At 60.5% G+C, this 22,706-nt stretch carries 20 protein-coding genes and 1 pseudogene; 11 read left to right on the top strand and 10 right to left on the bottom strand.

Annotation, left to right across the window (positions count from 1 at the left end):
• Positions 1-23: 23 nt before the first annotated feature.
• Positions 24-635 (bottom strand): glutathione S-transferase, encoded by a 612-nt coding sequence (locus ACVDG8_RS00250; RefSeq protein WP_447252911.1) that lies wholly within the window; start codon positions 633-635, stop codon positions 24-26.
• Between the two features lie 41 nt (positions 636-676).
• Positions 677-1,300, bottom strand: a complete 624-nt coding sequence (locus tag ACVDG8_RS00245; protein ID WP_447252910.1) for a thermonuclease family protein — start codon at positions 1,298-1,300, stop codon at positions 677-679.
• A gap of 76 nt (positions 1,301-1,376) precedes the next feature.
• Between ACVDG8_RS00245 and ACVDG8_RS00240 the strand changes: the two genes are divergently transcribed.
• Entirely contained in the window at positions 1,377-2,897 is a 1,521-nt protein-coding gene (locus tag ACVDG8_RS00240) for a sensor histidine kinase (protein WP_447252909.1), read from the top strand.
• A 13-nt stretch (positions 2,898-2,910) separates the two neighbouring features.
• Here ACVDG8_RS00240 and ACVDG8_RS00235 read toward each other — a convergent pair whose 3' ends face one another.
• Positions 2,911-3,906 carry a nicotinate-nucleotide--dimethylbenzimidazole phosphoribosyltransferase gene (locus ACVDG8_RS00235; RefSeq protein WP_447252908.1) on the bottom strand — a complete coding sequence of 332 codons (996 nt, stop codon included), beginning with the start codon at positions 3,904-3,906 and terminating at the stop codon, positions 2,911-2,913.
• A gap of 280 nt (positions 3,907-4,186) precedes the next feature.
• On the opposite strand from ACVDG8_RS00235, the gene ACVDG8_RS00230 reads away from it, so the two are divergent.
• Positions 4,187-4,417, top strand: a complete 231-nt coding sequence (locus ACVDG8_RS00230; protein WP_447252907.1) for a DUF1289 domain-containing protein — start codon at positions 4,187-4,189, stop codon at positions 4,415-4,417.
• 32 nt (positions 4,418-4,449) lie between these two features.
• Positions 4,450-5,154, top strand: a complete 705-nt coding sequence (locus ACVDG8_RS00225; RefSeq protein WP_447252906.1) for a TIGR02281 family clan AA aspartic protease — start codon at positions 4,450-4,452, stop codon at positions 5,152-5,154.
• Positions 5,155-5,169: 15 nt separating this feature from the next.
• On the opposite strand, the gene dusA is transcribed toward ACVDG8_RS00225, so the two are convergent.
• Positions 5,170-6,168 carry a tRNA dihydrouridine(20/20a) synthase DusA gene (dusA, locus tag ACVDG8_RS00220; protein WP_447252905.1) on the bottom strand — a complete coding sequence of 333 codons (999 nt, stop codon included), beginning with the start codon at positions 6,166-6,168 and terminating at the stop codon, positions 5,170-5,172.
• Positions 6,169-6,283: 115 nt separating this feature from the next.
• Here dusA and ACVDG8_RS00215 point away from each other — a divergent pair, with 115 nt between their 5' ends.
• Positions 6,284-7,345 carry a tyrosine-type recombinase/integrase gene (locus tag ACVDG8_RS00215; protein WP_447252904.1) on the top strand — a complete coding sequence of 354 codons (1,062 nt, stop codon included), beginning with the start codon at positions 6,284-6,286 and terminating at the stop codon, positions 7,343-7,345.
• An 821-nt stretch (positions 7,346-8,166) separates the two neighbouring features.
• On the opposite strand, the gene ACVDG8_RS00210 is transcribed toward ACVDG8_RS00215, so the two are convergent.
• The 3 genes from ACVDG8_RS00210 to traA form a co-directional block, all read right to left on the bottom strand.
• Positions 8,167-8,772 (bottom strand): hypothetical protein, encoded by a 606-nt coding sequence (locus ACVDG8_RS00210; RefSeq protein ID WP_447252903.1) that lies wholly within the window; start codon positions 8,770-8,772, stop codon positions 8,167-8,169.
• 444 nt (positions 8,773-9,216) lie between these two features.
• Positions 9,217-9,420 carry a helix-turn-helix transcriptional regulator gene (locus ACVDG8_RS00205; RefSeq protein WP_447252902.1) on the bottom strand — a complete coding sequence of 68 codons (204 nt, stop codon included), beginning with the start codon at positions 9,418-9,420 and terminating at the stop codon, positions 9,217-9,219.
• A 128-nt stretch (positions 9,421-9,548) separates the two neighbouring features.
• Positions 9,549-12,593, bottom strand: a complete 3,045-nt coding sequence (gene traA, locus ACVDG8_RS00200; protein ID WP_447252901.1) for a Ti-type conjugative transfer relaxase TraA — start codon at positions 12,591-12,593, stop codon at positions 9,549-9,551.
• Between the two features lie 632 nt (positions 12,594-13,225).
• Between traA and ltrA the strand changes: the two genes are divergently transcribed.
• The 4 genes and pseudogenes from ltrA to ACVDG8_RS00180 all read left to right on the top strand — a co-directional run.
• The gene (gene ltrA, locus ACVDG8_RS00195) at positions 13,226-14,752 is read left to right on the top strand and encodes a group II intron reverse transcriptase/maturase (protein ID WP_447250876.1); all 1,527 of its coding nucleotides are present in this window, start codon (positions 13,226-13,228) and stop codon (positions 14,750-14,752) included.
• A gap of 292 nt (positions 14,753-15,044) precedes the next feature.
• On the top strand, positions 15,045-15,371 hold the full coding sequence (locus tag ACVDG8_RS00190; RefSeq protein WP_447252900.1) for a conjugal transfer protein TraD: 327 nt from the start codon (positions 15,045-15,047) through the stop codon (positions 15,369-15,371).
• A 1-nt stretch (position 15,372) separates the two neighbouring features.
• Complete coding sequence (locus tag ACVDG8_RS00185; protein WP_455707474.1) at positions 15,373-15,768, top strand: conjugal transfer protein TraD; 396 nt, start codon at positions 15,373-15,375, stop codon at positions 15,766-15,768.
• Between the two features lie 401 nt (positions 15,769-16,169).
• Positions 16,170-16,580: pseudogene (locus ACVDG8_RS00180) on the top strand (MucR family transcriptional regulator); the annotation flags it as partial.
• Between the two features lie 203 nt (positions 16,581-16,783).
• Here ACVDG8_RS00180 and ACVDG8_RS00175 read toward each other — a convergent pair.
• Entirely contained in the window at positions 16,784-17,095 is a 312-nt protein-coding gene (locus ACVDG8_RS00175) for a DUF736 domain-containing protein (protein ID WP_447252898.1), read from the bottom strand.
• A 712-nt stretch (positions 17,096-17,807) separates the two neighbouring features.
• Between ACVDG8_RS00175 and ACVDG8_RS00170 the strand changes: the two genes are divergently transcribed.
• A complete protein-coding gene (locus ACVDG8_RS00170) occupies positions 17,808-18,188 on the top strand; it encodes a hypothetical protein (protein ID WP_447252897.1) in 381 nt (126 codons plus the stop codon).
• Between the two features lie 227 nt (positions 18,189-18,415).
• Here the strand turns inward: ACVDG8_RS00170 and ACVDG8_RS00165 are convergent, their stop codons facing one another.
• The gene (locus ACVDG8_RS00165) at positions 18,416-18,946 is read right to left on the bottom strand and encodes a hypothetical protein (protein ID WP_447252896.1); all 531 of its coding nucleotides are present in this window, start codon (positions 18,944-18,946) and stop codon (positions 18,416-18,418) included.
• A gap of 60 nt (positions 18,947-19,006) precedes the next feature.
• Entirely contained in the window at positions 19,007-19,186 is a 180-nt protein-coding gene (locus tag ACVDG8_RS00160; protein WP_447252895.1) for a hypothetical protein, read from the bottom strand.
• Between the two features lie 643 nt (positions 19,187-19,829).
• Here ACVDG8_RS00160 and ACVDG8_RS00155 point away from each other — a divergent pair.
• Entirely contained in the window at positions 19,830-20,867 is a 1,038-nt protein-coding gene (locus tag ACVDG8_RS00155; protein WP_455707473.1) for a CHAD domain-containing protein, read from the top strand.
• 381 nt (positions 20,868-21,248) lie between these two features.
• Complete coding sequence (locus ACVDG8_RS00150) at positions 21,249-22,625, top strand: Do family serine endopeptidase (RefSeq protein ID WP_447252893.1); 1,377 nt, start codon at positions 21,249-21,251, stop codon at positions 22,623-22,625.
• Positions 22,626-22,706: the final 81 nt, after the last annotated feature.

Genomic DNA, 22,706 nt, shown 5'->3' with positions numbered 1-22,706 from the left:
CAGGCCCCAGGCAGCAGCAGGCCTCACGCAGCAGCACTGGGCCGGCTCGTAAGCGCCGCATGCCAGCGCAGCACGTTGGCGCATTCTTCCGGCACCTTGATGCGGGCGGGCTTCATGAAATCGATGGCGATCATGCCGGTGATATCGGCAACCGAATAGTCGTCGCCGGCGGCGAATTCCCTGTCGGCCAGCTCACGATCGAGAAGATGCAGGAACTCGATCGCCTTCGGCTTGTTGGCCTCACCCCACTCCGGGATCTGCGGCACCTCCCACTCCTTCATAGCCGGATGGATATGGCGGAACGCAGCGGCAACGCAGCCCATCAGGTTGAACTCCATGCGCCGTTGCCACATCTCGACCTTGGCCTTGCCGAGCGCGCCCTTGCCGAACAGAGCGGGCTCGGGATGCAGTTCCTCGAAATAGCGGCAGATGGCGATGGATTCGGTGATGATCGTGCCGTCATCGAGCTCGAGCACCGGCAGGCGCCGCAGCGGATTGCGCGACGCCACCGCCTGCTCGCGATGCCCCAGCGCACTCATGTCGACCGGCACCAGCGGAACCGTCAGACCTTTCTCGGCAAGGAAGACACGAACCCGGCGGGGATTGGGCGCGCGGCCGCCATCGAACAGCTTCATTTCGTCCTCCCGGTTTCTCCGTCGATCATAAAGCGCACCCTTCACCAGAAGCGAAACAATTCGCGCGCCGCGTCGCCAATCGACGCCAAGGTGCCATGCTTACGCTCGATAGGGGCATCACGGTGGCTGTCGCGCCAATCTTGCGGCTCCGTGAAACTGCCCGCCCAGATGCCAACCTTGGCCGCCCTTGCACCGGCCTCCTCCGTCTCGAAATCGCCATAGGCGACAGCCCATCCGGCCTGGACCTGGGCGCGGTTGAGATCGGTGCCGCCTGCCTTGCAATCGCCGAGCAGCCGGCCGTAGCGGTCGCGCTGCCAGCCGCTGCAGGATACTGGCCGGTTGGCGATCAGCTTGACCAGCGACTGCCGCGCCAGCTTGCCGCAGGCATAGTCGGCGCCATTCTTCTGGCAGACCTGCAGATATTCGGGCGCATCGATGCCGCGCATGCGGATGCGCTCGGCCCCAAGCGTGATCGAATCGCCGTCATTGACGACCGCCGCGCCCTGTTCGTTGCGTGTCGCGAAGCGGTCGAGGCGGGCCGCCACCAGGATCAGCAGCCCGAGCAAAAGGACAGCCAATCCGTAGTCCGCCAGCTTGCGCGCAAGGCTTCGCGGTTGGCTGGCCGCATAGCGCCGGCGCGATCCTCGCGGCCCGAAACGGCTCATATGGCAAACAGTCTCTTAATCATTCGAACGTAGCTTAACGAACTGGAAATCGCTGCGCGCAGAAATTGAAGTCTGTATGCCTTTGCAACGCTCGAACACAGCGGATAAATTTATTGTGGACCGCCGAAAACCGCACCGCAACAGCGATGTGGCGCGCGCGGTGCGCAAGACGCGCGACCGTCTTTCGCAGCAGGCCGGCAATCTCGACTTCGAACGCGAACTGTTGAAGCTGCATGCACGCGCCATGGTGGTCAGCGCGGTGGCGATTCCGCTGCTCGTGCTCACTGTCGGTGGCGTCGGCCAGCTTGTCGGCCTGGACAGGCAGATCACGATTTGGACGCTTGTCACGCTGCTTTGCTACACCATCGTCACCTTCATGGCGCGCCGCGTGGAAAAGACCGAGGCAGCCGAGCTCGAGCCTGTGCAGACGCGCCGCGACTTCCTCATCGGCCATTTTCTGTGTGGCTTGAGCTGGGCGTGGTTTGCCTGGATCGGTTGCGACACATGCCAGGTCGATCAATTTCACGTCGCCAAGGCCATGGTGCTGCTGGTCGCCATGGCGACAACCGCGGTGATGGCTTCCTCGCTTGGCGGCGCCCTGTTTGCCACCTTCGCCATTCCCGTCGCCGTTTATGTTTATGTGGTGATCCAGTTGTGGACGCCGGTCGAGGCCATCATGGCGGCACTCCTCATCCTGGCGCTTCCTTTTTTCGGCTATGTCGCGCGCCATCTCAACCAGTCCTCCTTGATGCTGCTCTCGTTCCGCTCGGAGAAAGACGCGCTGATCGCCGAGCTGGAGACGGCAAAATCGATGTCGGACGAAGCCAGGCGGCGCGCCGAGGACGCCAATCTGGCGAAATCGCGCTTTCTCGCCTCGATGAGCCACGAGCTCAGGACGCCGCTCAACGCCATCCTCGGCTTCTCGGAGGTGATGTCGAACGAAGTGCTGGGGCCGATGAACAATCCGACCTACCGTGACTATGCCCATGACGTGCACGAGTCCGGCCAGCATTTGCTCGACCTAATCAACGAGATCCTCGACCTATCGCGCATCGAGGCCGGCCGCTATCAGCTCAACGAAGAGCCGGTGGTGCTACTGACCATCGTCGAGGACTGCTGCCACATGATGGAGTTGCGCGCCCGCAACAAGGACATACGCGTCGTGCAGGATTTCGAGGAAACCTTGCCGCGCCTGTTCGCCGACGAGCGCGCTGTCCGCCAGATCACCCTCAACCTGTTGTCCAATGCCATCAAGTTCACACCCTCCGGCGGCGAGGTGCGCGTACGCGTCGGCTGGACGGCCGGAGGCGGCCAATACATCTCGGTCAAGGACAACGGCCCCGGCATTCCGGAAGAGGAAATCCCGGTGGTGCTTTCCGCCTTCGGCCAGGGCTCGATCGCCATCAAGAGCGCCGAACAGGGCACCGGCCTCGGCCTGCCGATCGTGCAGGGGTTGCTCGCCATGCATGGCGGCGAGTTCGAGCTTCATTCCAAGCTGCGCGAAGGCACCGAGGCGATCGCCATCTTCCCGCTGAGCCGTGTGATGGAGGAACTGCCGGCGCTGCCGACCAAGGCTGTCGCCGCCAGGCGGCGTTAATCCACAGCAACCGTTAGCGCCGAACCGCCGCCGCCATGCCGGAACTGGTCAGAGCCGCTGCCTTGACGATACCGGCGGCCAGAGCCGCCCCTACCCCTTCCTCATGACCGATGCCGAGATCGAGCAATGGCGAAAGGCCAAGCCGCTCGGCCAGCTTCGCATGCCCGGGCTCGGGCGACAGGCTGGCGAGCAGACAATGGTCGAGCGCGGCGGGATTGGCTTGATGCAACACAGCGGCTGCCGCGGTCGCCACGAAGCCGTCGAGCAGCACAGGGATCTTTTCCATGCGCGCGGCGAGAATGGCGCCGCAGATCGCTGCGAACTCGCGTCCGCCCACCCGGCGCAAGGTCTCCAGCGGATCGTCGAGACCGGCATGATGAAAAGCCAAGGCCCGGTCGACGACTTCGGCTTTGCGCACGATCATCGCTTCATCGGCGCCTGATCCTTCCCCGACCCAGTCTGCGCCCTCGCCGCCGAACAACGCGGCACATAAGGCAGCGGCTATGGTCGAATTGCCGACGCCAAGATCGCCGAGGCACAAGAGATCGGCGCCGCCGGCGACCGCCTCCATGCCGAAGGCCATGGTCGCGGCACAGCCGCGCTCGTCGAGCGCCGCTTCCTCGGTGATGTCACCAGTCGGAATGTCCAAGGCAAGGTCGAAGACCTTCAGGCCGAGATCGTTGGCGATGCAGACCTGGTTGATGGCCGCCCCGCCCGCGGCGCAAAGCTCGACGGCATTGGCGGTCGCCGCCACCGGCCGTCGTGAAATACCGTGCCGGACGGCGCCGTGATTGCCGGCAAAGATCGCCACCAGCGGCCGGTTGATGGCGGGCGGCGCGCGCCCGCTCCACGTGGCAAGCCAGGCCGCGATATCCTCGATCCGCCCGAGCGATGCCTTGGGCTTGTCCGCCTTGGCAAACAACGTGCGAACTCTGGATCGGGCCGTCTCATCGGCTGGCGGCAGCGCGGCCAGAAGGCTTCGGAAGTCGTCGAAAGGCGTTGTGGTCATCACTGTCGGTCGCGGCTCGTTGCTAGAGCATGATGCCGAAAAGTGTGAAGCGGTTTTCGGACGACATCATGCTCTATCTCTTGGATTTAGAGACGGATTTCGATTTCAGGTCGATTCGACCTGAAATCATCCGGCTCTAGGATCGCCAGCGGCATAGCCGCCTTCTCCAGCCGGCACAACCGCCCTGATCATGGCGCGAAAGCGCAGGCGGACGGCGCATTGCGGAGGGCTTGCATTGCTCCGGCGGTTGCACCATGTGGAGGAAAGGCAAGAGAGCAGCATGACCGTCATAGAATCCCCTTGCATCCTGGTCTGTTCGATCGACATGACAACCGGCTTCTGCTTCGGTTGCGGCCGCACGCGCGATGAGATTTCGGGCTGGCTCGCGATGACCCCGGACGTAAGGCGTACGGTGATGGCCGAACTGCCGGCGCGGCTGGAAACGGTCGAGCGTCGTCCGCGCCGCGAAACGCGCCGCACCCGCATGGCGCGCGAACGCGGCGCCGCCTGAGACAGAGATTTGGCTGAGATAGAGGTTTGGCGTTGGCGCGACTGTTCTGGATCGTGATGGCGGTGATCGGCATCGGAGTTGTGCTCCTGATGCTCAACAATTCCGCCGGCCGCACATTCGGCATGAACAACAATGATTTCGGCCGACTGATCTGGGCCGGCGTGCTGGTCATGGTGATCGGCGCCAGCCTGCTTCGCTCCGGCCGGCCGCTGGGCGGCATGGCGCGCAATCTCGGCGTCTGGGCGGCGCTCGTGCTCGTGCTGATCGCCGGCTACCAGTACCGCTACGAATTGCAGGATGTCGCGCACCGCGTCACCGCAGGCCTTGTTCCCGGCAGCCCGCTGGCATTGGGCCTGGAGGACGGCCGCCCGACGGTAACGCTCGACAAGGCCGACAACGGTCATTTCGAGGCCCGCATCCTGATCAACGACACGCCGGTGCGGGCCGTGGTCGACACCGGCGCGACCAGCACCGTGCTGACATCCGAGGACGCCCAGGCCGCCGGCTTCAATCCGGCGGCGCTCAGCTACAGCGTCGACGTCTCGACCGCCAATGGCATAGCGCGCGCCGCCATCGTACGAACCAATCAGGTGGCGATCGGTGGCATCGTGCGCAAGGATATGTCGGTGATGGTGGCGGCGCCCGGCATGCTGGAGCAAAGCCTGCTCGGCATGAACTTCATCAGTTCGCTATCGGGCTTCGACGTGCGCGGCGACCGTATGATCCTGCGCGACTGATCCGATCGGGAAGCCTCAGGCCGCTTCGGCTTCAGCCGCTGAGAAATCGATCGCCGCAAATGCCGTCCGCAACACGTCCGGCCCAGCGCCGGGTTTGTTGGCGTCGGTCGAAAGAATCTGCCGGAAGCGGCGCGCGCCGGGCAGTCCGTGGAACAGTCCGACCATATGGCGCGTGACATGGCCGAGCCGCCCGCCCTTCTCGATATGGCGCGCCGCGTATGCGCCCATGGCATCGACGAGCGCCGCATAGTCGAAGGCAACCGGTGTGGCGCCATAGAACGCGGCGTCGACGCTCGTGAGAATGCCGGGCGTATGATAGGCGGCGCGGCCAAGCATGGCGCCATCGACGTGAGCGAGGTGTTGCGAAACCTCACTGAACGATTGAATGCCGCCGTTGATGCCGATGAATTCGTTCGGCCTTCTGGCCTTCAGCCGGTAGACACGTGGATAGTCGAGCGGCGGGATATCGCGGTTTTCCTTCGGGCTCAACCCTTCCAGCCAGGCCTTGCGGGCATGCACCCACAGCGCATCGGCGCCGGCAGCGAAAACGCCGTCGGCCAATGTATCGAGGGCCGGTTCGGGGTCTTGGTCGTCGACGCCGATACGGCATTTGACGGTGACAGGAATTTTCACCGACGCCTTCATCGCCGCCACGCAGTCGGCGACCAGCACCGGCGTCTTCATCAGGCAGGCGCCGAACGTGCCCGACTGAACGCGGTCGGACGGACAGCCGACATTGAGGTTGATCTCGTCATAGCCGAAGGCCTCGCCGATCCGCGCCGCCTCGGCAAGCTTTGCAGGATCAGACCCGCCAAGCTGCAGCGCCACGGGATGCTCCGCATCGTCGAAGCCGAGCAGCCGTTCGCGCGCGCCATGGATCACCGCATCCGCCACCACCATCTCGGTATAAAGCAGCGCATGGCGCGTCAGCTGACGGTGCAAGAACCGGCAATGCCGGTCCGTCCAGTCCATCATCGGGGCCACGGCCACTCTATGATCTTGATTTTTCAGCATTTTTTCTTTAACATCAAATCCTTAGAACCTGACGAGTGCACACGAATTTACGCCAGAATGCGACCCTTTTCGCCACGTTTCGATCTCTCAGTGCACACGGAGCGCACACGAAAAAATGGCCACCTACACAAAGCTCTCATCCGGTTCCTGGCGTGTCCAAGTCCGTCGCAAGGGTCGCTACGTCAGCGAAACCTTCCTGCGCCGAGACGACGCGCGCCGCTGGGCGACCGAAACCGAGCGCCAAGTCGATCGCGGAGAGACGCCCACCAAGTCCCGCATAGCGCGCCTTAAAACCTTCGGCGAGCTCATCGACCTCCATATCGACGACATGTGCGATGTAGGCAAGTCCCCTCGCCGCTCCAAGGCCGCGGCCCTTGCTATGCTGCAAAGACATCTAGGCAAGTGCAATATCGCGTCTCTCGATCGCGAACGGCTCATTCGTTTTGGGCGTGACCGGGCAGCCCAAGGTGCTGGGCCGATGACGCTCGGAATAGACATCGGCTTTATAAAACTTATTCTGTCTCATGCTGCGGCCGTCCACGGTCTGCCGGTTAAGGTGGAACCCGTCAATCTCGCGCGTATCGCGCTTAAGCGCCTCGGCCTTGTCGGCAAGGGGTGCGAGCGCGACAGGCGGCTCACCCAGGATGAACTGGACAGGCTAATCGCTCACTTCGATGCAAACCCTCTTCAGATAGCGCCGGTTGGCCGGATTATACGTTTCGCCGTTGCAACCGCGATGCGTCAGGAGGAAATTTGCAAGGCGCGTTGGTCCGATCTGGAGTCTCGCACGCGGATGCTTCTCATCCGCGACCGCAAAGACCCACGCAACAAAATGGGTAACAATCAGCGCATACCGCTGTTTGCGGCAACTGGATACGATGCGTGGGCCATTGTTGAGGAGCAGCGCGCAAAGCGAAGCAATGACGACGATCGAATTTTCCCGTTCAACCATCGGTCAGTCGGCACCGCCTTTCGCCGAGGGTGCGCTGACCTGGACATCCACGACCTTCATTTTCATGACTTACGTCATGAAGGCACTAGCCGCCTTTTCGAGGCTGGGTTCACAATTGAACAGGTAGCGCTGGTCACGGGGCACAAGGATTGGAAGATGTTGCGGCGCTATACACACCTCAAGCCAGAAATGCTCCACACTATCCACGCGGCGAAGGCTGCATAGTTGGCGGGAGTGGTGGTATCAGATTCGCAATCTCAGGCGGCGTTGAACGCCTCCGATCGACGGTCGCGACTACGATCGCGCTCCTTTGAAACAAAGCCTTTCTCATTAAAAGGGCTGCGGTTTTGGAGACCGAATGGTCTTCTTATTTGCTTGTTTACACAGTATTATTTTGCATTTTCTAAACGATGTGCAAAGGATTTATGTAACGAAAGGCAGATTTTCCCGGATTGGCGGCTATTGCCGCCATGCATGGCCTGTTCCGACGCGCGGTAGTTGACTGTAAGGACAGCACTTCATTTCGGCGCAAAAGCACTTGCTTTCGATTAGCAGCGCCATTGATCGCGCCACGGCATCGGCGGTGAAGATGGCCGCGAACCTGGCATTGTAGTTGCTTGGTCCAACTGCGTTGACCATCAGCCTCCTCCAGAAATGCGCCGTTCGGTGCGTGCGTTCTTTGCAGACTTGCCCGCTGCCTCACGGTGGCGGCGTTTTTGAGCGGCTTCGAGCATTTTGCTCAATGAATGGCGCGGGTGAGGTCTCGAACGGAGCGAGGAGACGCTTCACGAAAGCTGGCATCGCGAAGACCAGCGACGAGCAAAGAAACGCGTCCCATCAATCGTGAAATTGGCATGCCGCAGCGTGCGGATCGGACATGCGTCCACTTGATGAGGTTGGACGGCGTGGTGGTTTTGCCACACCGTATACTACGAGCTCGTTGCTGGGCGTGGCCGAGCTTTCCAACCTGCTCCTATCCGCACCATTCTTCCACTGGAGAGATCCCCGCTGGCCGGAGGCCCACGTATACAACGCCCACGAAAAGTTCACAAAACAGGCGCATTCCGCTGGGAATCCTCGTCGGAAAGCGCCGTCACGAGCTTGATGGCTTCGTTCCAATGTCGTGCCACGTCAGCACGGGTAATGGTGCGGTCAGGTCGATAGGCTGGCAGAGCGCCCGCAAGTGCCTTCAAGTCGCGCAAAACGGACGAAATGTGCGGCCATGGGAAATCCGTCGGATCGCCGATGTCCCGGTCCGCACCAACAATCATCTCCAGCTTTGCGATGATACCAGCGAGCGACAGAGCAGCAACGCTGGGGATAGCATCCTGAAATTTGAGTGCCTCGGTCATCGCAAACACCTCTGCCTCGCGAGCCACTGCATATTCGGCGCTCGCCTCCGGCGCAGCCACCGACATCCGCCAAGACGAGGACTTACCTGAGGTCAATACCGGAATTCCGGTATTGGCCATCATTCGTGCCTCGAGACGTTGCTGCACCCGACACAATAGCAATGAGGCATATCGAGCTTGCCGCCACTCGCTCCAGAGGCCTAAAGCCGGGTCTACTGCTTGCCGTTTGGGACCCTTCGGCTTATCCCCTTGCCGGTCGATGACGAAAGGCAAAGTCGTGGTATTGTCGGAATCAGCCATGATCCGAGCTCCAGACAGCTTTGGCGTGGTCAGGCTAGGCACGGTGCGTCAACACTGCGTCTAGCCGCACCCTCGACAACCGGCCAAGGGTATCCACTGATACCTTTGGATCATAGCGCAATGATCTAAAGGGATCAATAGAAATTGGTGACAGCAGCACAAATGCGGGCGGCCCGAGCTTTGATCAGCCTATCACAATCGGAGCTTGCCAAGCGGGCCGGCGTTTCAATTCCTACTGTAAAACGCTGTGAGAGCGACAGTGAGCGCGTCGCTGCAGTCTCTGCTGAAACCCAGGACAAAATCCGTGTTGTTCTTGAGGCAGAGGGCGTGGAATTCACGAACGGCAATCATCCGGGCGTCAGATTGCGGCGGCCCTGACCGACGAAGCAGCGGGAATAAAGTCCCAGAGAATGGCGGCGGCCCTGGCGTTCGTCTGTATCGCAATCAGAACTGACGATCTTTTCGCCATGCAACAGGATCGGCGATCCATCGGATGACATCGGATTCACGCCAACCCGCCCCGTTGATGCTTATCTTGATCTGCGCGGGGAACGTGCCTTCGCCGATTTTTCGGTACATTGTCGAGCGGGACAGGCCAGTCCGGGTAAGGACGGTTTTGAGGCGTATGATACGATCCGGCTCGGACATAGCTTGCCTGCACCTCACTGGTTGTTGCTGATTGCTGCTGGGACAGACAGGACGAACCCACGCCGCAGGCAATCAGGTTTGTCGCCTCAGCCGGCTGCGGCGTGAAAACGGCGGCAAATCGGAGGGTATCAGAGCCCAAGGCCCCGCCCCTTACCAATGCCATGGCTGAAGGCGAGTTCCGCGCCCAGACGACGATCCGAATCCATGTCGATACCAAGCTCGCGCTTGCGGTTGGCAAGCAGGGATTCAAGTTGAGGATCGCGCTCGAGGCTCTTGGCCATATCGGACATGGCCAAGCGGGTCGACTTGTAGCCGGACACGTCGCCGGCCTGATATTGCTCCCGTCCCATACGGTCGAGCTTTTGCCAACGTTCCACGAAACGGTCGGCGCGGCGGCCGGGATCGTTGTCCATCCCTGTGCGGATTTCCGTCTCAAGCTGGAGAGCAAGCACGATACGGTTGACGCGGCCGGCGCTCGCCTCGCGGACAAGTTCGAGATTTTTCACATAGGCCGCCTCGGCATCGCGCCAGCCATACGGCCGCACCTTCTCGAAAGCGCTGCGGGCATCCCTCAATTCGCGCATCTGGTCGGGACTGCCCTGGCCATCCGCGTTTTCAATGCTGAGGATCGCGTCGAGCGCTCGAGCGTGGCGCACAAGCGCCTTCGTGCGAGCGCTGCGCAACGCCGCTTCCGCGTCCGCCGGCGCATTCGATTCGCGCGACACTCCCGTGGCGGGAATGTTCCTTTCGGGCGTGGAGCCAGCATCTCCGATTTGCGCCCCAACATTTTCCCTTGCCGACCGACCACGCTCCTGCCTGGGCTCGCCGTCTCCAGGCGAGCGCAGCCCGTCCAGCAATCCGCCGATCCTGTCGCGGAGCTTCTCCGGAACGATCCGGCGCACGATCTCGACCACACGCTCGCGGAAGCTGATGCCACGTCGCTCGGCATATCTCCGCGCCGGGTCGATCTGGTCGTAATCCGACGCCATGTCCTTGGCGCGGTCGCGTGACAGCGTCCGGTCCAGCCGGTCCCGCGTACTGAAGTCGTCGCCACCATAATGCAGGTCCATGCTGTCTCGATGCCGTGACAGTGCGACGTAGCTGCCATGTGCATCCATGCCCGGCGTGGCGAGCACATGGGTCCGGTCGACGGTCATGCCCTGCGCCTTGTGGATGGTCGCGGCATAGCCGTGGTCGATGTGCGCGAAGTCTTTCAGGTCGAAGCGCACGGATCGGCCGTCGTCGGTTCGAACCGTCATCCTCTGTATGTTGACCTCTTCGATCTCACCCAGCGTGCCGTTCTTGACGCCGAGCCCGCGCTCGTTGCGCAGGAACATGACCCGGTCGCCGCTGGCGAAGTTTCTTGCGCCGCGTTCGACAGTCACTTGCACTTCGTCGCCGAGATCGCCAGCAGCGCGCATGCGCTTGCGCGCTGCCTGGTTCAAGGCATGCACCTCGTCGTTTGTGTGGGTGAGCATTATCCGGCTTGCCACTGGATGCGCCTGCCTGTCGCGATCCCAGCGCTCGACCAAGTCGCTGCGCGCCTCCTCGCGCGTTGCTGCCTGATGCACCATGCCTTGCGCGTCGTAGGCGCTGATCGCAGCACCGATCCTGCCGGTTGCAAGATCGCGCGTGGCCTCACGCTGCCAGTCCTCGCGCTGCCGGCGCACCTGGCCGATTTCAACGCCGCCGTGTCGCTCGTGGAGTGAGCGGAATGCAGCGCCCGCTTCGATCGCCTGCAACTGCTGCGGGTCGCCAACCAGCACGACCTTTGCGCCAACCTCCGCCGCATGGGAAAGCACGCGCTCCAACTGGCGCGTGCCGACCATGCCGGCCTCATCGATCACCAGGACATCGCGCGTGGTGAGCAGATCGCGGCCCTGTCCCCAACCATGTTCCATACTGGCGATGGTGCGTGACGAGATGCCTGATCCGCCTTCCAGATTCTCAGCGGCAATGCCGGAGAGAGCCGCGCCTCGAACCTCGTAGCCCGCCGCTGCCCAGGCCTGGCGCGCAACGCCCAGCATGGCGCTCTTGCCCGTTCCGGCAAAGCCGACAACGACACCAAGGCCGCGGCCATCGGTGATGTGCGCAAGCGCATCGCTCTGCTCGTCTGACAGGACAAGCCCGCGTTGCGCAGCCCGCGCCAGTGCTGCCTCGCGCTGTGCCTCACTTACCGCGTGTCGCTCGTCCAAATCGATACGCTCCGCGGCGCGGCGAAGGCGCTGTTCGGTGTCGATCATCTGGCGGGTGGTGAACCGGTCTTCGCCGCGCCGGTCCTTGCCGAGTTCGACCAGATCGGGTGCATTGCTGATGGCTGCCACGACGGCGTTGAACTGCTCCATTCCGTCGCTGTGGCGATGCGAGAACTTTGCAATGTCTTTTCGGGTGAAGGTCGATTGCTGATGGGTGATGGCATCGAGCGCCACGGATGGATCGGTAATGATCCGCGCACCATTGTTGCGCGCGATCTCGCGGTGCAACTCGGCGCGATCTGCTTCAATGTCGCCAGCAGAAAGGCTACTGCCCTCGATGCGCTGGGCTGGCGCGCCAATCTGCGTTTGCGGTTCCAGTGAAATGCCCTGCGCTTCCAGACTGCGATGATCGATGCGGGCGTCGATGTCGAGTTCGGCCAGACGCTCATTGGCAAGCTCAGCCCACCGCTCGCGCCAGCGTTCGACCAGTTGGGTAGCATTCCAGTCGCGAACCTTGGCGCCAAAACCGTTTTCATCGACGGACCGCATGGTGAGCATGACATGGGCATGAGGTTTTGGACTGCCATCTTCTGCCCTGTCCCAATGCACATTGAGATCAGCGACCATGCCCTTGCTGACAAACTCCGCCTGAACGAAGTCGCGCGCCAACTCGATGCCTTGCGCCTGGCTGAGCTCACGCGGCAAGGCGAACTCGACCTCGCGGGCAAGCTGCGCATCCTTGCGCACCTCGAACGCCTCGACATCATTCCATAGCCTCTCGCGGTCGCGCCAGGGCTCCGGTGCATCCTCCGGCAGCATCATCTCGGAATGAACGACACCGCGCTTGGCCGAGAAATCATGCGTGCGTTCGATCCGCTCGTCACGCAGCCGCGACGCTGAGCGGTAGGCGGCGGACGCCACAGCGCTTGAGCCTGCCTTGCGGCCAATGACTTTGACATGAAGATGATAGATCGCCATCGCGACCAGATGTGCGTTGGGAGTTGAAAGGAAGGAGGGATTCAGCCTTCATGCTGCAATGGATCTCGCGGGGTGGAGGACCCCGCACGCCGTATGACGCAACATGCGGCGATAAGCAGATGGGTGAGGAGAACCGGGCGCTTCCGGGGAACCGTAAATTAGCAGAACCCATCAAAGCCGAACGGGCGGGGACTTCCGACCCCGTGAGCGGTTCGGCCAGCGAGCTTGCCATGGCGAGGGAAACCGAACCGATGGCGGACGCCCCGTTTAGAGATGGAACCTGCCGACTCGGAAGTGGGCGGGTCGATCTACGGATCGGTGGAGTGTTGGTCCGCGCTATCAGTACGCGGATTGGAGGCGCGCAGCTTGCTGTGCGCCAGCCTCGGCATGAGTTTGCGTGGCGCCGAGGCCGGATTCCACGGGGTAGAGTCGGCGCCTAAAGCGAGCGAGAGATCAGTTGCGGAACCCAAGAACCTTGTCACCATCTCCGGCGGTTTCGGACGCCGGACGACTGAAGCGGCCAGTGACCGTGGTGCCGAGGGACGGAGCCTTCGTAGTAGTCCGAGGACGGGAAAGCCGTTCACATGGCGAAGGGAGGCAGTGGATACGGTTTGCAAGCAGGAGGCGGGCACATGTCCGGCGAGGTGAATACCCCGTTCGTCCTCGACATGCAGCGCAAACTGTATCGGTGGAGCAGCGACGAACCTGACAAGGTCTTTGCTGATCTGTTCAATCTCATATGCGACCGCAGAACCCTTGCCGAAGCTTGGCGACGGCTCGCCCGCAACCGCGGCAGCCGAACACCGGGAACGGACGGGATGACGCGTCGCACGGTCGAACAGCGTGCCGGTGGCGCAGCAAGGTTCCTCGAGGAAATACGCGAGGCACTTCGCAACGGAACATATGACCCGGAACCCGTCAGGCAGCGGCTGATCCCAAAGCCTGGCAAACCGGGAGCATTCCGGCCACTCGGAATCCCCACGCTGACAGATCGCTTGGTGCAAATGGCCATGAAGCTGATCCTCGAACCCATCTTCGAGACGGATTTCTATCCGACCTCGTATGGGTTCCGGAAAGGACGGAGCACCCATGATGCTCTGGAGCGAATCCAGAAGTGTCTTCACCCGTCGGTTCGTGGACCTTCGGTCTACGACTACGCCATTGAAGGCGATATCAAGGGCTGCTTCGACGCAATCGACCATCACGTCATGATGGAAGGCGTGCGACGGCGTATCGGCGACCGCAAGGTGCTGAGGCTGATCTTCGCATTCCTGAAGGCCGGCGTGATGATCGAGGGGACCATCCGACATCCCGTAACCGGCTCGCCACAAGGCGGGATCATCTCGCCGATGCTGTCGAACATCTACCTGACAGCCATCGACGAACGGTACGGACGATGGTCCATGCGCCCCCGTGAACCGAGTAGCAGGGCGGCAGGCCGGCGGACTCTGGACCGCAAGAACGGCAAGCCGACATTCTACATGGTGCGATATGCGGACGACTTCGTCGTCCTCATGGAGGGCACGAGGGAGCAAGCGGAAGCTGAAAGGCAGGCGCTGGCGGAGTTCCTGAAGACGGAACTTCGTATGGAACTGTCGATGGAAAAGACCCGGATCACCGAGACCAAGGAAGGCTTCGACTTCCTCGGCTATCGGGTGGTGCGCACCAAAGCGCTCCGCACGGGGCGACTGGTCGGCAACCTCTTCATCCCGAGGAGCAAGCTCAACGACCTGCGCCACAGGATCAAGGTCCTGGTGAAGAGCATTCCTACGGGATGGCCGCTCACCAAAGTCGTCGGCACCCTCAACCCGATCCTGCTCGGGTGGCGGAACTATTACCGATATGCCACGCAGGCGTGTCGGGACTTCAGCCATCTCGACAAATGGATTTGGGAGCGCGTTGGACGTTGGCTGCGTAAGAAGCATCGAAAGGCAACGTGGCGAGAGCTGCGTCGCCGCTTCACCGTCAACGTCACGGGACAACGGCATCGATGGGTCGAAGGCACGAAGCGCCTGAGGCTCCTCCGCGACGGCGGAACCATGCGTTACCCTCACCAAAGCATCGAGAAACCGAACGGATGGAATGCCCAATCCCGGCACCGTCAGCGCGAGAGCGTGGGCGACTTCTGGGACGCGTTCTACCGCCTCACGTCGGACTGAGGCACACCCATGAGCGATCTTTCGCTCATGCACGGAGAGCCGGATGCAGGGAAACTTGCCTGTCCGGTTCGGGGAGAGGGATGGAGAAACTTGTCTCCGAAAGGGGAAGTAGCGCTTCATCTCTACTCCACCATTTGCACGGCAAAGCCCACGTCGGCACGACGTATAAGCGCGCCCTCCCTCGAAAAATTCTCGGGATGGACCAGCCCGTCCCGGGCTGTCTCGGCAACCCTGAAGCCTTCCGGCAGGCGCTCCACTATCATTTACAGATCGACAATCAACGGAGACAGCCATGCGTAAACCACTCGATTTCGACGCGGAACTGAAGGCGCTGGAAGAAAAAGCGCGAGAGCTCAAAATACGAAAGGTGCAGCAACTTGGCGAGCTGGTGATCGCCACCGGCGCCGATCAGCTGAGCACCGACGAACTGGCTGGCGCACTGGTCGCAATTGCCGAGACGAAAGACACCGCAAAGCGTGAGGCTTGGGCCAAACGTGGAGTGATGTTTTTCGAAAACACGTCCCGGCGAACTGCTCCGGCATCTCAGCACGACCTGCGCGGCGCTCCAGCGCAACAGGGCGGCCCACAATCGCCGGCAGGCGGTACAGGCTCGCAATGACATGCGCACCTGGCAGGTCGACCGCCGCAAGCGCACCCGGCATCTGATCGAACTCGGCGGTCTCATCGTCAAGGCAGGCATCGTAGAGCTCACCAATGACGATCGCGCTACGATCTACGGCGCGATGCTCTGGATCGCAGCCAAGCTGCAGAGCCATGAAGGCGAGCATGCCCAACGATTATGGACTGCGAAGGGTAGGCAGGCGTTCGATGCTGACGGCGTGAAGAGCAGATGGGACCGCGAACGTAGCCACAGTTGGAGCGAGCAGCGGTCGGCACGAGCCCGAACAGTAGACTTCCGCCGGTGCGCCAGCGCCGACGCCGCAGTCAAGCGCTTGCGCGGGAAGCTTTCGCGATCTTCGTCGCTACCGGCGAAAATCCTATCTCGCGAGCCTTGATCCAGATGATGAAGGGCGCAAGGCTTGAGTGGGCGAAGCTCGTCAAAGCAGGCGCTCCCTTATGAGCAAACTTCAAATGCCAGATCGTGTTCCCCTCGAAACCTCCCACGCTACAAAGATGCGATCGTGCACACTGCGCGTTGATAGAAACTCTGTAGCCAGGGCGCGAGCCAGCGGCATTGCTCTGCACAGCTGGAACGGACGGAAAAGTGAAGGAAGCTCCTCGCTTTAGATGAGATAGGCAAAAGCATCCCAGCCGATGGGACGACAGAAGCGAAACTTACTCTTGTCATGTTGCGCAAGAGAGGTGGATTTTACGAAGAAATGTACTATTTGCGTCGTGGGCAGGGCAGAAAAATCAAACGTCGCTCAATTCATCCGATACAAAAAAGGGAAATCATATGACCACTGCTCTCGAGCAAGGCAACAAACTGGATACCGTGTCGATAACGGCTGACATTGTCGCCGCCTATGTATCGAACAATCCAGTACCGGTTGGCGAGTTGCCGAAACTAATCGGCGACATCCATGCCGCCCTGAATGGCATCGGCACGCCGGCGGTAGAACCTGTGGTAAAACAGGAGCCGGCAGTTTCGATCAAGAAATCGGTAACGCCCGACTTCATCATCTGTCTGGAAGACGGAAAGAAATTCAAATCGCTCAAGCGGCATCTTCAGCACTTTAACCTGACCCCCGACCAATATCGGCAGAAGTGGAATCTGCCAGCGGACTATCCGATGGTGGCGCCTAACTATGCGGCGACCCGGTCGGCCCTGGCGAAATCGATTGGACTTGGGCGCAAAACGCCGGCGGCCAAGTCCGCAGAAAAACGGAAACCGACCATACGGGCGGCGGCGGCAAGAACGACTGCTAAGGCAATCAAGTCGCCGGTGAAGAAGCCGCGCAAGGCGCGGGCCCAAGCGTAACCTGCTGCATTTGGCACAGGCCTAGGCTGCGCCTGACCTGAACAGGGCGAAGCCCCGCCTCGCGGCGGGGCCCCGTTTGGTGGGCCGAATTACTCGGCGGTGCGGCGGGACCAGATGAGCGAGAAATCGCCCTCGGTTTCGGTCTCGACCAGGCTCGCGTAGATCGGAGCGGGGAAGCTCGGATCGTCGAGCTTGACGGAGTGGTAGTCGCGGCCTTCACGCGAGGTCTTCTTCCATGCCGCGCCGAACTCGGTGGCGCCGGCGAAGATACGGAAGTCCGGACCCTTTTCGTTGTCGCCTTCGGCCGGAGCGAACGTCACCGTCTTGACGTTGAGGTTGAGGGTCTTGACTGAGCCGGAGAAGCCTTTCGCGGTGCGCGAGAATGTGCCGATCGTAGCCATTGTGGTGGTTCCTTCTGTTTTTCTCGGGCCGCGCCCATCGCGACCTCGATGGTGGTCGTGAGACAGGAGACGATCGGTCCGCACCCCACCGGGGCTGAAACGAAGTGGAAGACGGCGGCGCGAGGCTTTCTTGAGCCGCGAGGAATGGACGCGTAGCGTACAGGGGAAGAAAACGCAGCGCCGTCGTTGCGGGAAGATGATCGAGACGGAGTGCAGCGAAGGCGGTCTTCGGTCAGACCCAATCCATTCTAGGCCGCCATGGGTGTGGCTTGGAAAGAGTACGCGGAAGGAACGCCACAGTGGCTAAGACCAGTCACGGCCATTGTCGCTTGCACCACTGCGCTTCTCTATTTCGGTCAAAGACGCCTTTCTCACGCGCCAGGGCGGTGTTGATCCCACTCCACGAAGAAGGGACGTCCGATTTCCCTCGTCTTGGCTGACCCGCCATCGAGTTTCGGGCGGCTCCGAAGACGACCGATTGATTGCTGAACGCAGCGGGTTCTGAGCCGCCAATCCTTGTGACGATTTCCTGTCTCAAGTCGATTCGATGCAAGTCTGATTTGAGATCGGAGGCGAGGATAGCTGCGTCACACCTGATCCTCCACCGCATGGCCCGAATGATCCTGCTGCTGTCACGCCTCACGCGCGGTGAGGCATTGCTAGGAAAGGGTCGCCTCCACGCCGGGCGTCTGATGCCGAGGTGATGCGCTGCGTGACTTTTGAGAAATACCGCCGGGCTACGGAGATTGAGCCGACGGATACAGCCGCGCATCACAGCTGGTATTATACGATGCTGGAATTCGCCAAGAAATTGAAGGGAAAGGAAATGGCGGCTTATCTGAAGCAGGCTGCGGCCGTGTCCGCGGAACAAAAGCGCCGGCGCCGCAATCTGGAGCGCCGCATTCTGCGGTCCGAACGAGCAAAGCAGGGGGAGGCAGATGCCGAAAGGCTTGCGGTCGAGCTTCAGCCCTCGCGGCGTAGATTGTTTAGCTTGGTCGCGGATTTGGGCGTTTACGGAATTGATAGATCATCTCCCTGGGCTGCGGTGCGGCCGCGCCTAACCACTTCTGCTGCCAATCGGCGCTCGATGTAGTCGTTTGTCGACTTGACTGTGATGCGTCGAACGTGGGCAGGGTGACCTTCACCTCTGCGGCTTTCGCCTCCTCACGGGCCACTTCCGTCAGCTCCCCACGGATTGACGGGACCCGCTGCAAATGTGACTTATAGTTTGAGTCAGGCTGCCATGGCGGGCACATCCAACATGGCCAGGGTCAACCTGCCAATGCCGTGCATAAATCCTCCTAACGTCATGGAATCAGCTCAGCCGCGATCATCCGCCGGGCTGTTGGTGACGTCGAGAAGAACTGCATAGACGATCAGAATCAGCGCCAGCAGCGTCAATGCCGCGCTAGTCGCATGAGCGTATTCCCATTGCCGCCGCACGGCCTCGACGTCGGCTGGCATCTCGGTCCAATTCCGCGTCAGCGCGTTCACCGGAGAGATGAACGTCCAGAAGATCGCTTGCGTGGCAAGGAGCGCGGCAAACGACGCCAGCGACAGCCACCGCGTTATCGGACGGCGCCAGGTTGCAACCGCATGACTGAGCGTGCAGGTGAGCGCAAAGACTATCGCGATGCCGAAGAAGGCCCAGCCGTGGTAGATCCGCTGCACTATCATGTAGTTGTCCGGCGCGAGCCTCAACTTGCCGAACATCTCGAAAAAGTGACCGCCTTCGGGCACCAGATAGATGGCGACGGAGATGACAGCGAAGAACGACAATAGGCCGGCTCGATGTGAGCCTGTGGCAGCGGTGCCCCTTCCCATGGAGAGATTCTCGTTATGGATTTTCATCGCGATCGGCTCACCAACAAGGACGGACTTCGCGCTGCACTGACGGCCGGTGGGTTGCTCTCAAGCAAGGCCGAGTGCACCGGGATTCATCAGCCCCTTGGGATCGACAGCGCGCTTCAGGTTTACGAGCAGCCCGAAACTCTCGGGTTTCATGATCTCCCGAAACGGATAGTCACGCGCGGCCTGCCAACTAATGCCACCCAGTCGGGCATAGAGCTCCTGCGTCTTGCGCCTGAGCATAGCGACCGCCCGCCGTGTTTTCTTCTACCGGATCACCCGTGAACTCGCGCACGGCACGGCGAGTGCGCAATGCTTCCATCAATTCCATGACACGCTCCACAGCTGACTTCATGCCAGTCTAGAAGGCGATACAGACCGTGCATTGATGCATCTCAATGCACGTGTATTTGCATTCCTTCATGCTGGCCAAAGGAACGCCAAGCAAGGCTCGGCAAGGCGGCGATGCTTGGCCCGTGAAAATGCGGCTCCGCGCGACGGTCCGCTTGATGTCCCTTCAACTGCCGGCGACAATCGCGCTACCTGAGGTCGCTAAGAAAGCAAGCAAAGGACCGCTTTGAGCGGGATACTTGGACATTGCAGAAAAAAGGCTAGGTCGAACTCATGTCGAGCCACCAGGAAATCGAGCTTAAGCTGCAACTTCCACAGGCGTTGTTTCCCTTGGTCGAGTGTCGAAACAGCTCGTCCGAGCACTGAAACCTGTCTTCGAGACACGAACTCAGCGCAAGACTCTGCCCATCAAAACCGCTCACGCCAGGATGGAGCTTTCGCTTGACCACTGTTGGATCACGACTGGCGACATATCCGAAGAGGTTTGCGAGATTGAGATCGAGCTCAAGCAAGGGACCGCACGGAGCTATTCGAATTGGCTCGCACGCTCGCAAAAGCCGCGCCATTGCGTCTTTCGGTCCGCAGCAAGGCAGAACGTGGATATGAATTGATTGATGGCGCGCCGGCGCGAGCGGTTCTTGGGGGCACAACGACAATTCAGTCCGGCGAAAACGTCGCGACAGCGTTTCGGAAAATTTCAGAATCCTGCCTCCGTCAGATTGCTGCCAATTGGGACGCGGTAAACCGGGGCGATCCCGAAGGCATTCACCAGATGCGTGTCGGGCTTCGACGGTTACTCGCCGCCATTTCGCTCTTTTCCCAGATTGTCAGTGACAGACAATGCGATTTGATCAAGGCGGAGCTGAAATGGCTCATGGATGAACTTGCTCAGGCGCGAGAGCTCCACGTTTTCTCGGCAGGTGTCCTCCAACGCCTGCGGTATAAGTACGCTGGCGACAACGCCTTCAAGATGTTCGAAGGCAAGATCGACCGGCTTCAGTCGCTGGCGGAAGCCCGAGCTCGGGCGGCCATCGAAACCGAGAGATTCCGCAGCCTGCTCCTCGACACAGCCGAATGGATCCACGTCGGAGACTGGATCAGGACGGACGATGCACTGCGCGTCAGCCTCAAGGAACAGATCATCGATCAGTTCTCTCGCCAAACGCTTTCCTCACGAACATCCAAGATCATGAAACGGGCCAGGAAACTTGACGACCTCGACGCCTCGCAGCGGCACAAGCTGCGCATCGCAGCCAAGAAACTGCGTTATGGCAGCGAGTTTCTCGGGGGTCTTTTCGCGAGTGAAACCGCAAAGAGGCGCCGCAAGGGTCTCCTTCTGGCCTTGGAGGCCCTTCAGGACTATCTTGGCAATCTCAACGACATTGCCGGGCATATCCACTTGTGCAGATCGATGGCGGAGGCCCCTTTGCCAGAAGCCGACCCAAATGCCCGGCAGATTGCGTTTCTCGCAGGGGTCGCTTCGAACATTGAGGAAGCACGATTGGAGAAGCTTATACGGTCAAATACCCGCATTCAGCATAAGCTCAGCAAAACTAAGCCATTTTGGACCTGATTGGGACTACTGACCGGCTTCCATCTTGAACAACCAGCAACCGGATACGCGTTTTACGCGGACCGAAATTGTGCCCTCGATTGATCAAAAATAATCGGGATCCAAGGTTGCGAGAAATTCCATGCGGCACTTTGATCCGGCTCAAAACGACAACTCGTTTCCCCAGTAAGATATCGGAAAGGGGTCTAGCATGAAAAACGCGCCAGTGACTGTACGGCAGCTCGAACAACAAAGAATGGAAACAGTGGAATACAGGCGGCAGCGATCAGCAAATTGCTTGCTAACGCCGTGGATATTTCCCGTTGGACCGGCTTCAGTTGATCTTGGAAAGGCATCACGGTCTGCGGGAACTTTGTATCTCCACCGCTATGAGAGGGTTCGATGATCGCCGTCGGCGTACGGAAATTCCTGGCTGCAGCCTGTTTCGCTCTGGCAGCGGCCTCAACAGCCTATCCTGTCAACGCAGCGTCGTCGTTTGTTCCGGCGGGTCAGGCCTCGCTTGCGCCAATGCTGGAGCGGGTCCTTCCAACTGTGGTGAGCATCACCGTGCAAGGCCGGGATGAATCGCCCGCCGACGCTTCGGGTTCCTTCCCCCAACAGCTTTTTGCCCCTGCCAGCGACGCACCACAGCTGCAACGGGAATTCCAGGCAGCAGGTGCGGGGGTCATCATCGATGCCGCGAACGGCTATGTCCTGACAAACAATCATGTTGTCCAGAATGGCGACGAGATTACGGTCACCCTTAATGATGGCCGAAGCTTTCAGGCCGAACCCGTCGGAAACGACACCGAAACAGATCTAGCCGTCATCAGGATTCATGCGGACGACCTGAGAGCACTGCCTTTCGGAGATTCTTCGCAGCTGCGCGTCGGTGACTATGTCGTGGCAATAGGCAATCCCTTCGGCCTCGGACAAACAGCGACGATGGGTATCGTCAGCGCGCTTGGCCGATCTGGACTGGGAAGAGGTTATGAGAAGCTCATTCAGACCGATGCCTCAATCAATCCAGGCAATTCGGGCGGCCCTCTCGTCGGTCTCGATGGAAATCTCATTGGAATCAACAGCGCGATCATCGGGCCGAGTGGGGAAAATGTCGGCATCGGCTTTGCCATCCCGGTCGCACTCGCGAAACAGGTAACGGAACAGCTTATTGGTTACGGCAAGGTACGACGCGCGCAACTTGGTGTGGTCGTGCAGGATCTCACCGCGGACCTCGCCAAGGCATTCGGGACCGACATTCGATCGGGAGCTGTAGTGAACCAGATCTTGTCAGGGTCGGTGGCAGAAGGCGCCGGGGTTCATGTGGGCGACATCATCACGGCGGTGAACGGGGCAAGCGTGGAAAATTCCGCCGGTCTCAAGAACATAATGAGCACGATGTCGCCAGACGCTCCCGCGAAACTGTCGATGATCCGTCACGGCAGTCCAACCACCATCACGGCGAAACTTTCGCCTGAGGGAAGCGCTGGCGTGACACAGATTGAAGGATCTGGCCCTCTTGAATCAGTCGTTCTGAGCGATGTCGAGACGATAACGGGAGTGGGAAACAAGAAGGTGGACGGAGCGCTGGTTTTAACGGTGGGAGACGGCAGCGCGGCAGGCGATGTCGGTCTGGCTGCAGGCGACATAATCCTCACTGTCAATCAGCAGATCGTCCACTCACCAGGACAGGCACTGGAGTTGGCACAGCGTTCACCAGCTCCCCTGCTGCTCGGTATCTATCGTGATGGAGGTATGTATTTCCTGACTATCCTATGAGGACGAGCCAAGTCGGTCGGGGAGATCAGGCAGCGAATTCGGGCGATGAGATTTCGACACTCTCTTTGGGGGGAATGCGAG

It is taken from the genome of Mesorhizobium sp. ORM8.1, assembly GCF_053005525.2.
The sequence above is the reverse complement of the archived record's forward strand: the minus strand, read 5'-3'. Positions and strand labels throughout refer to the sequence as shown.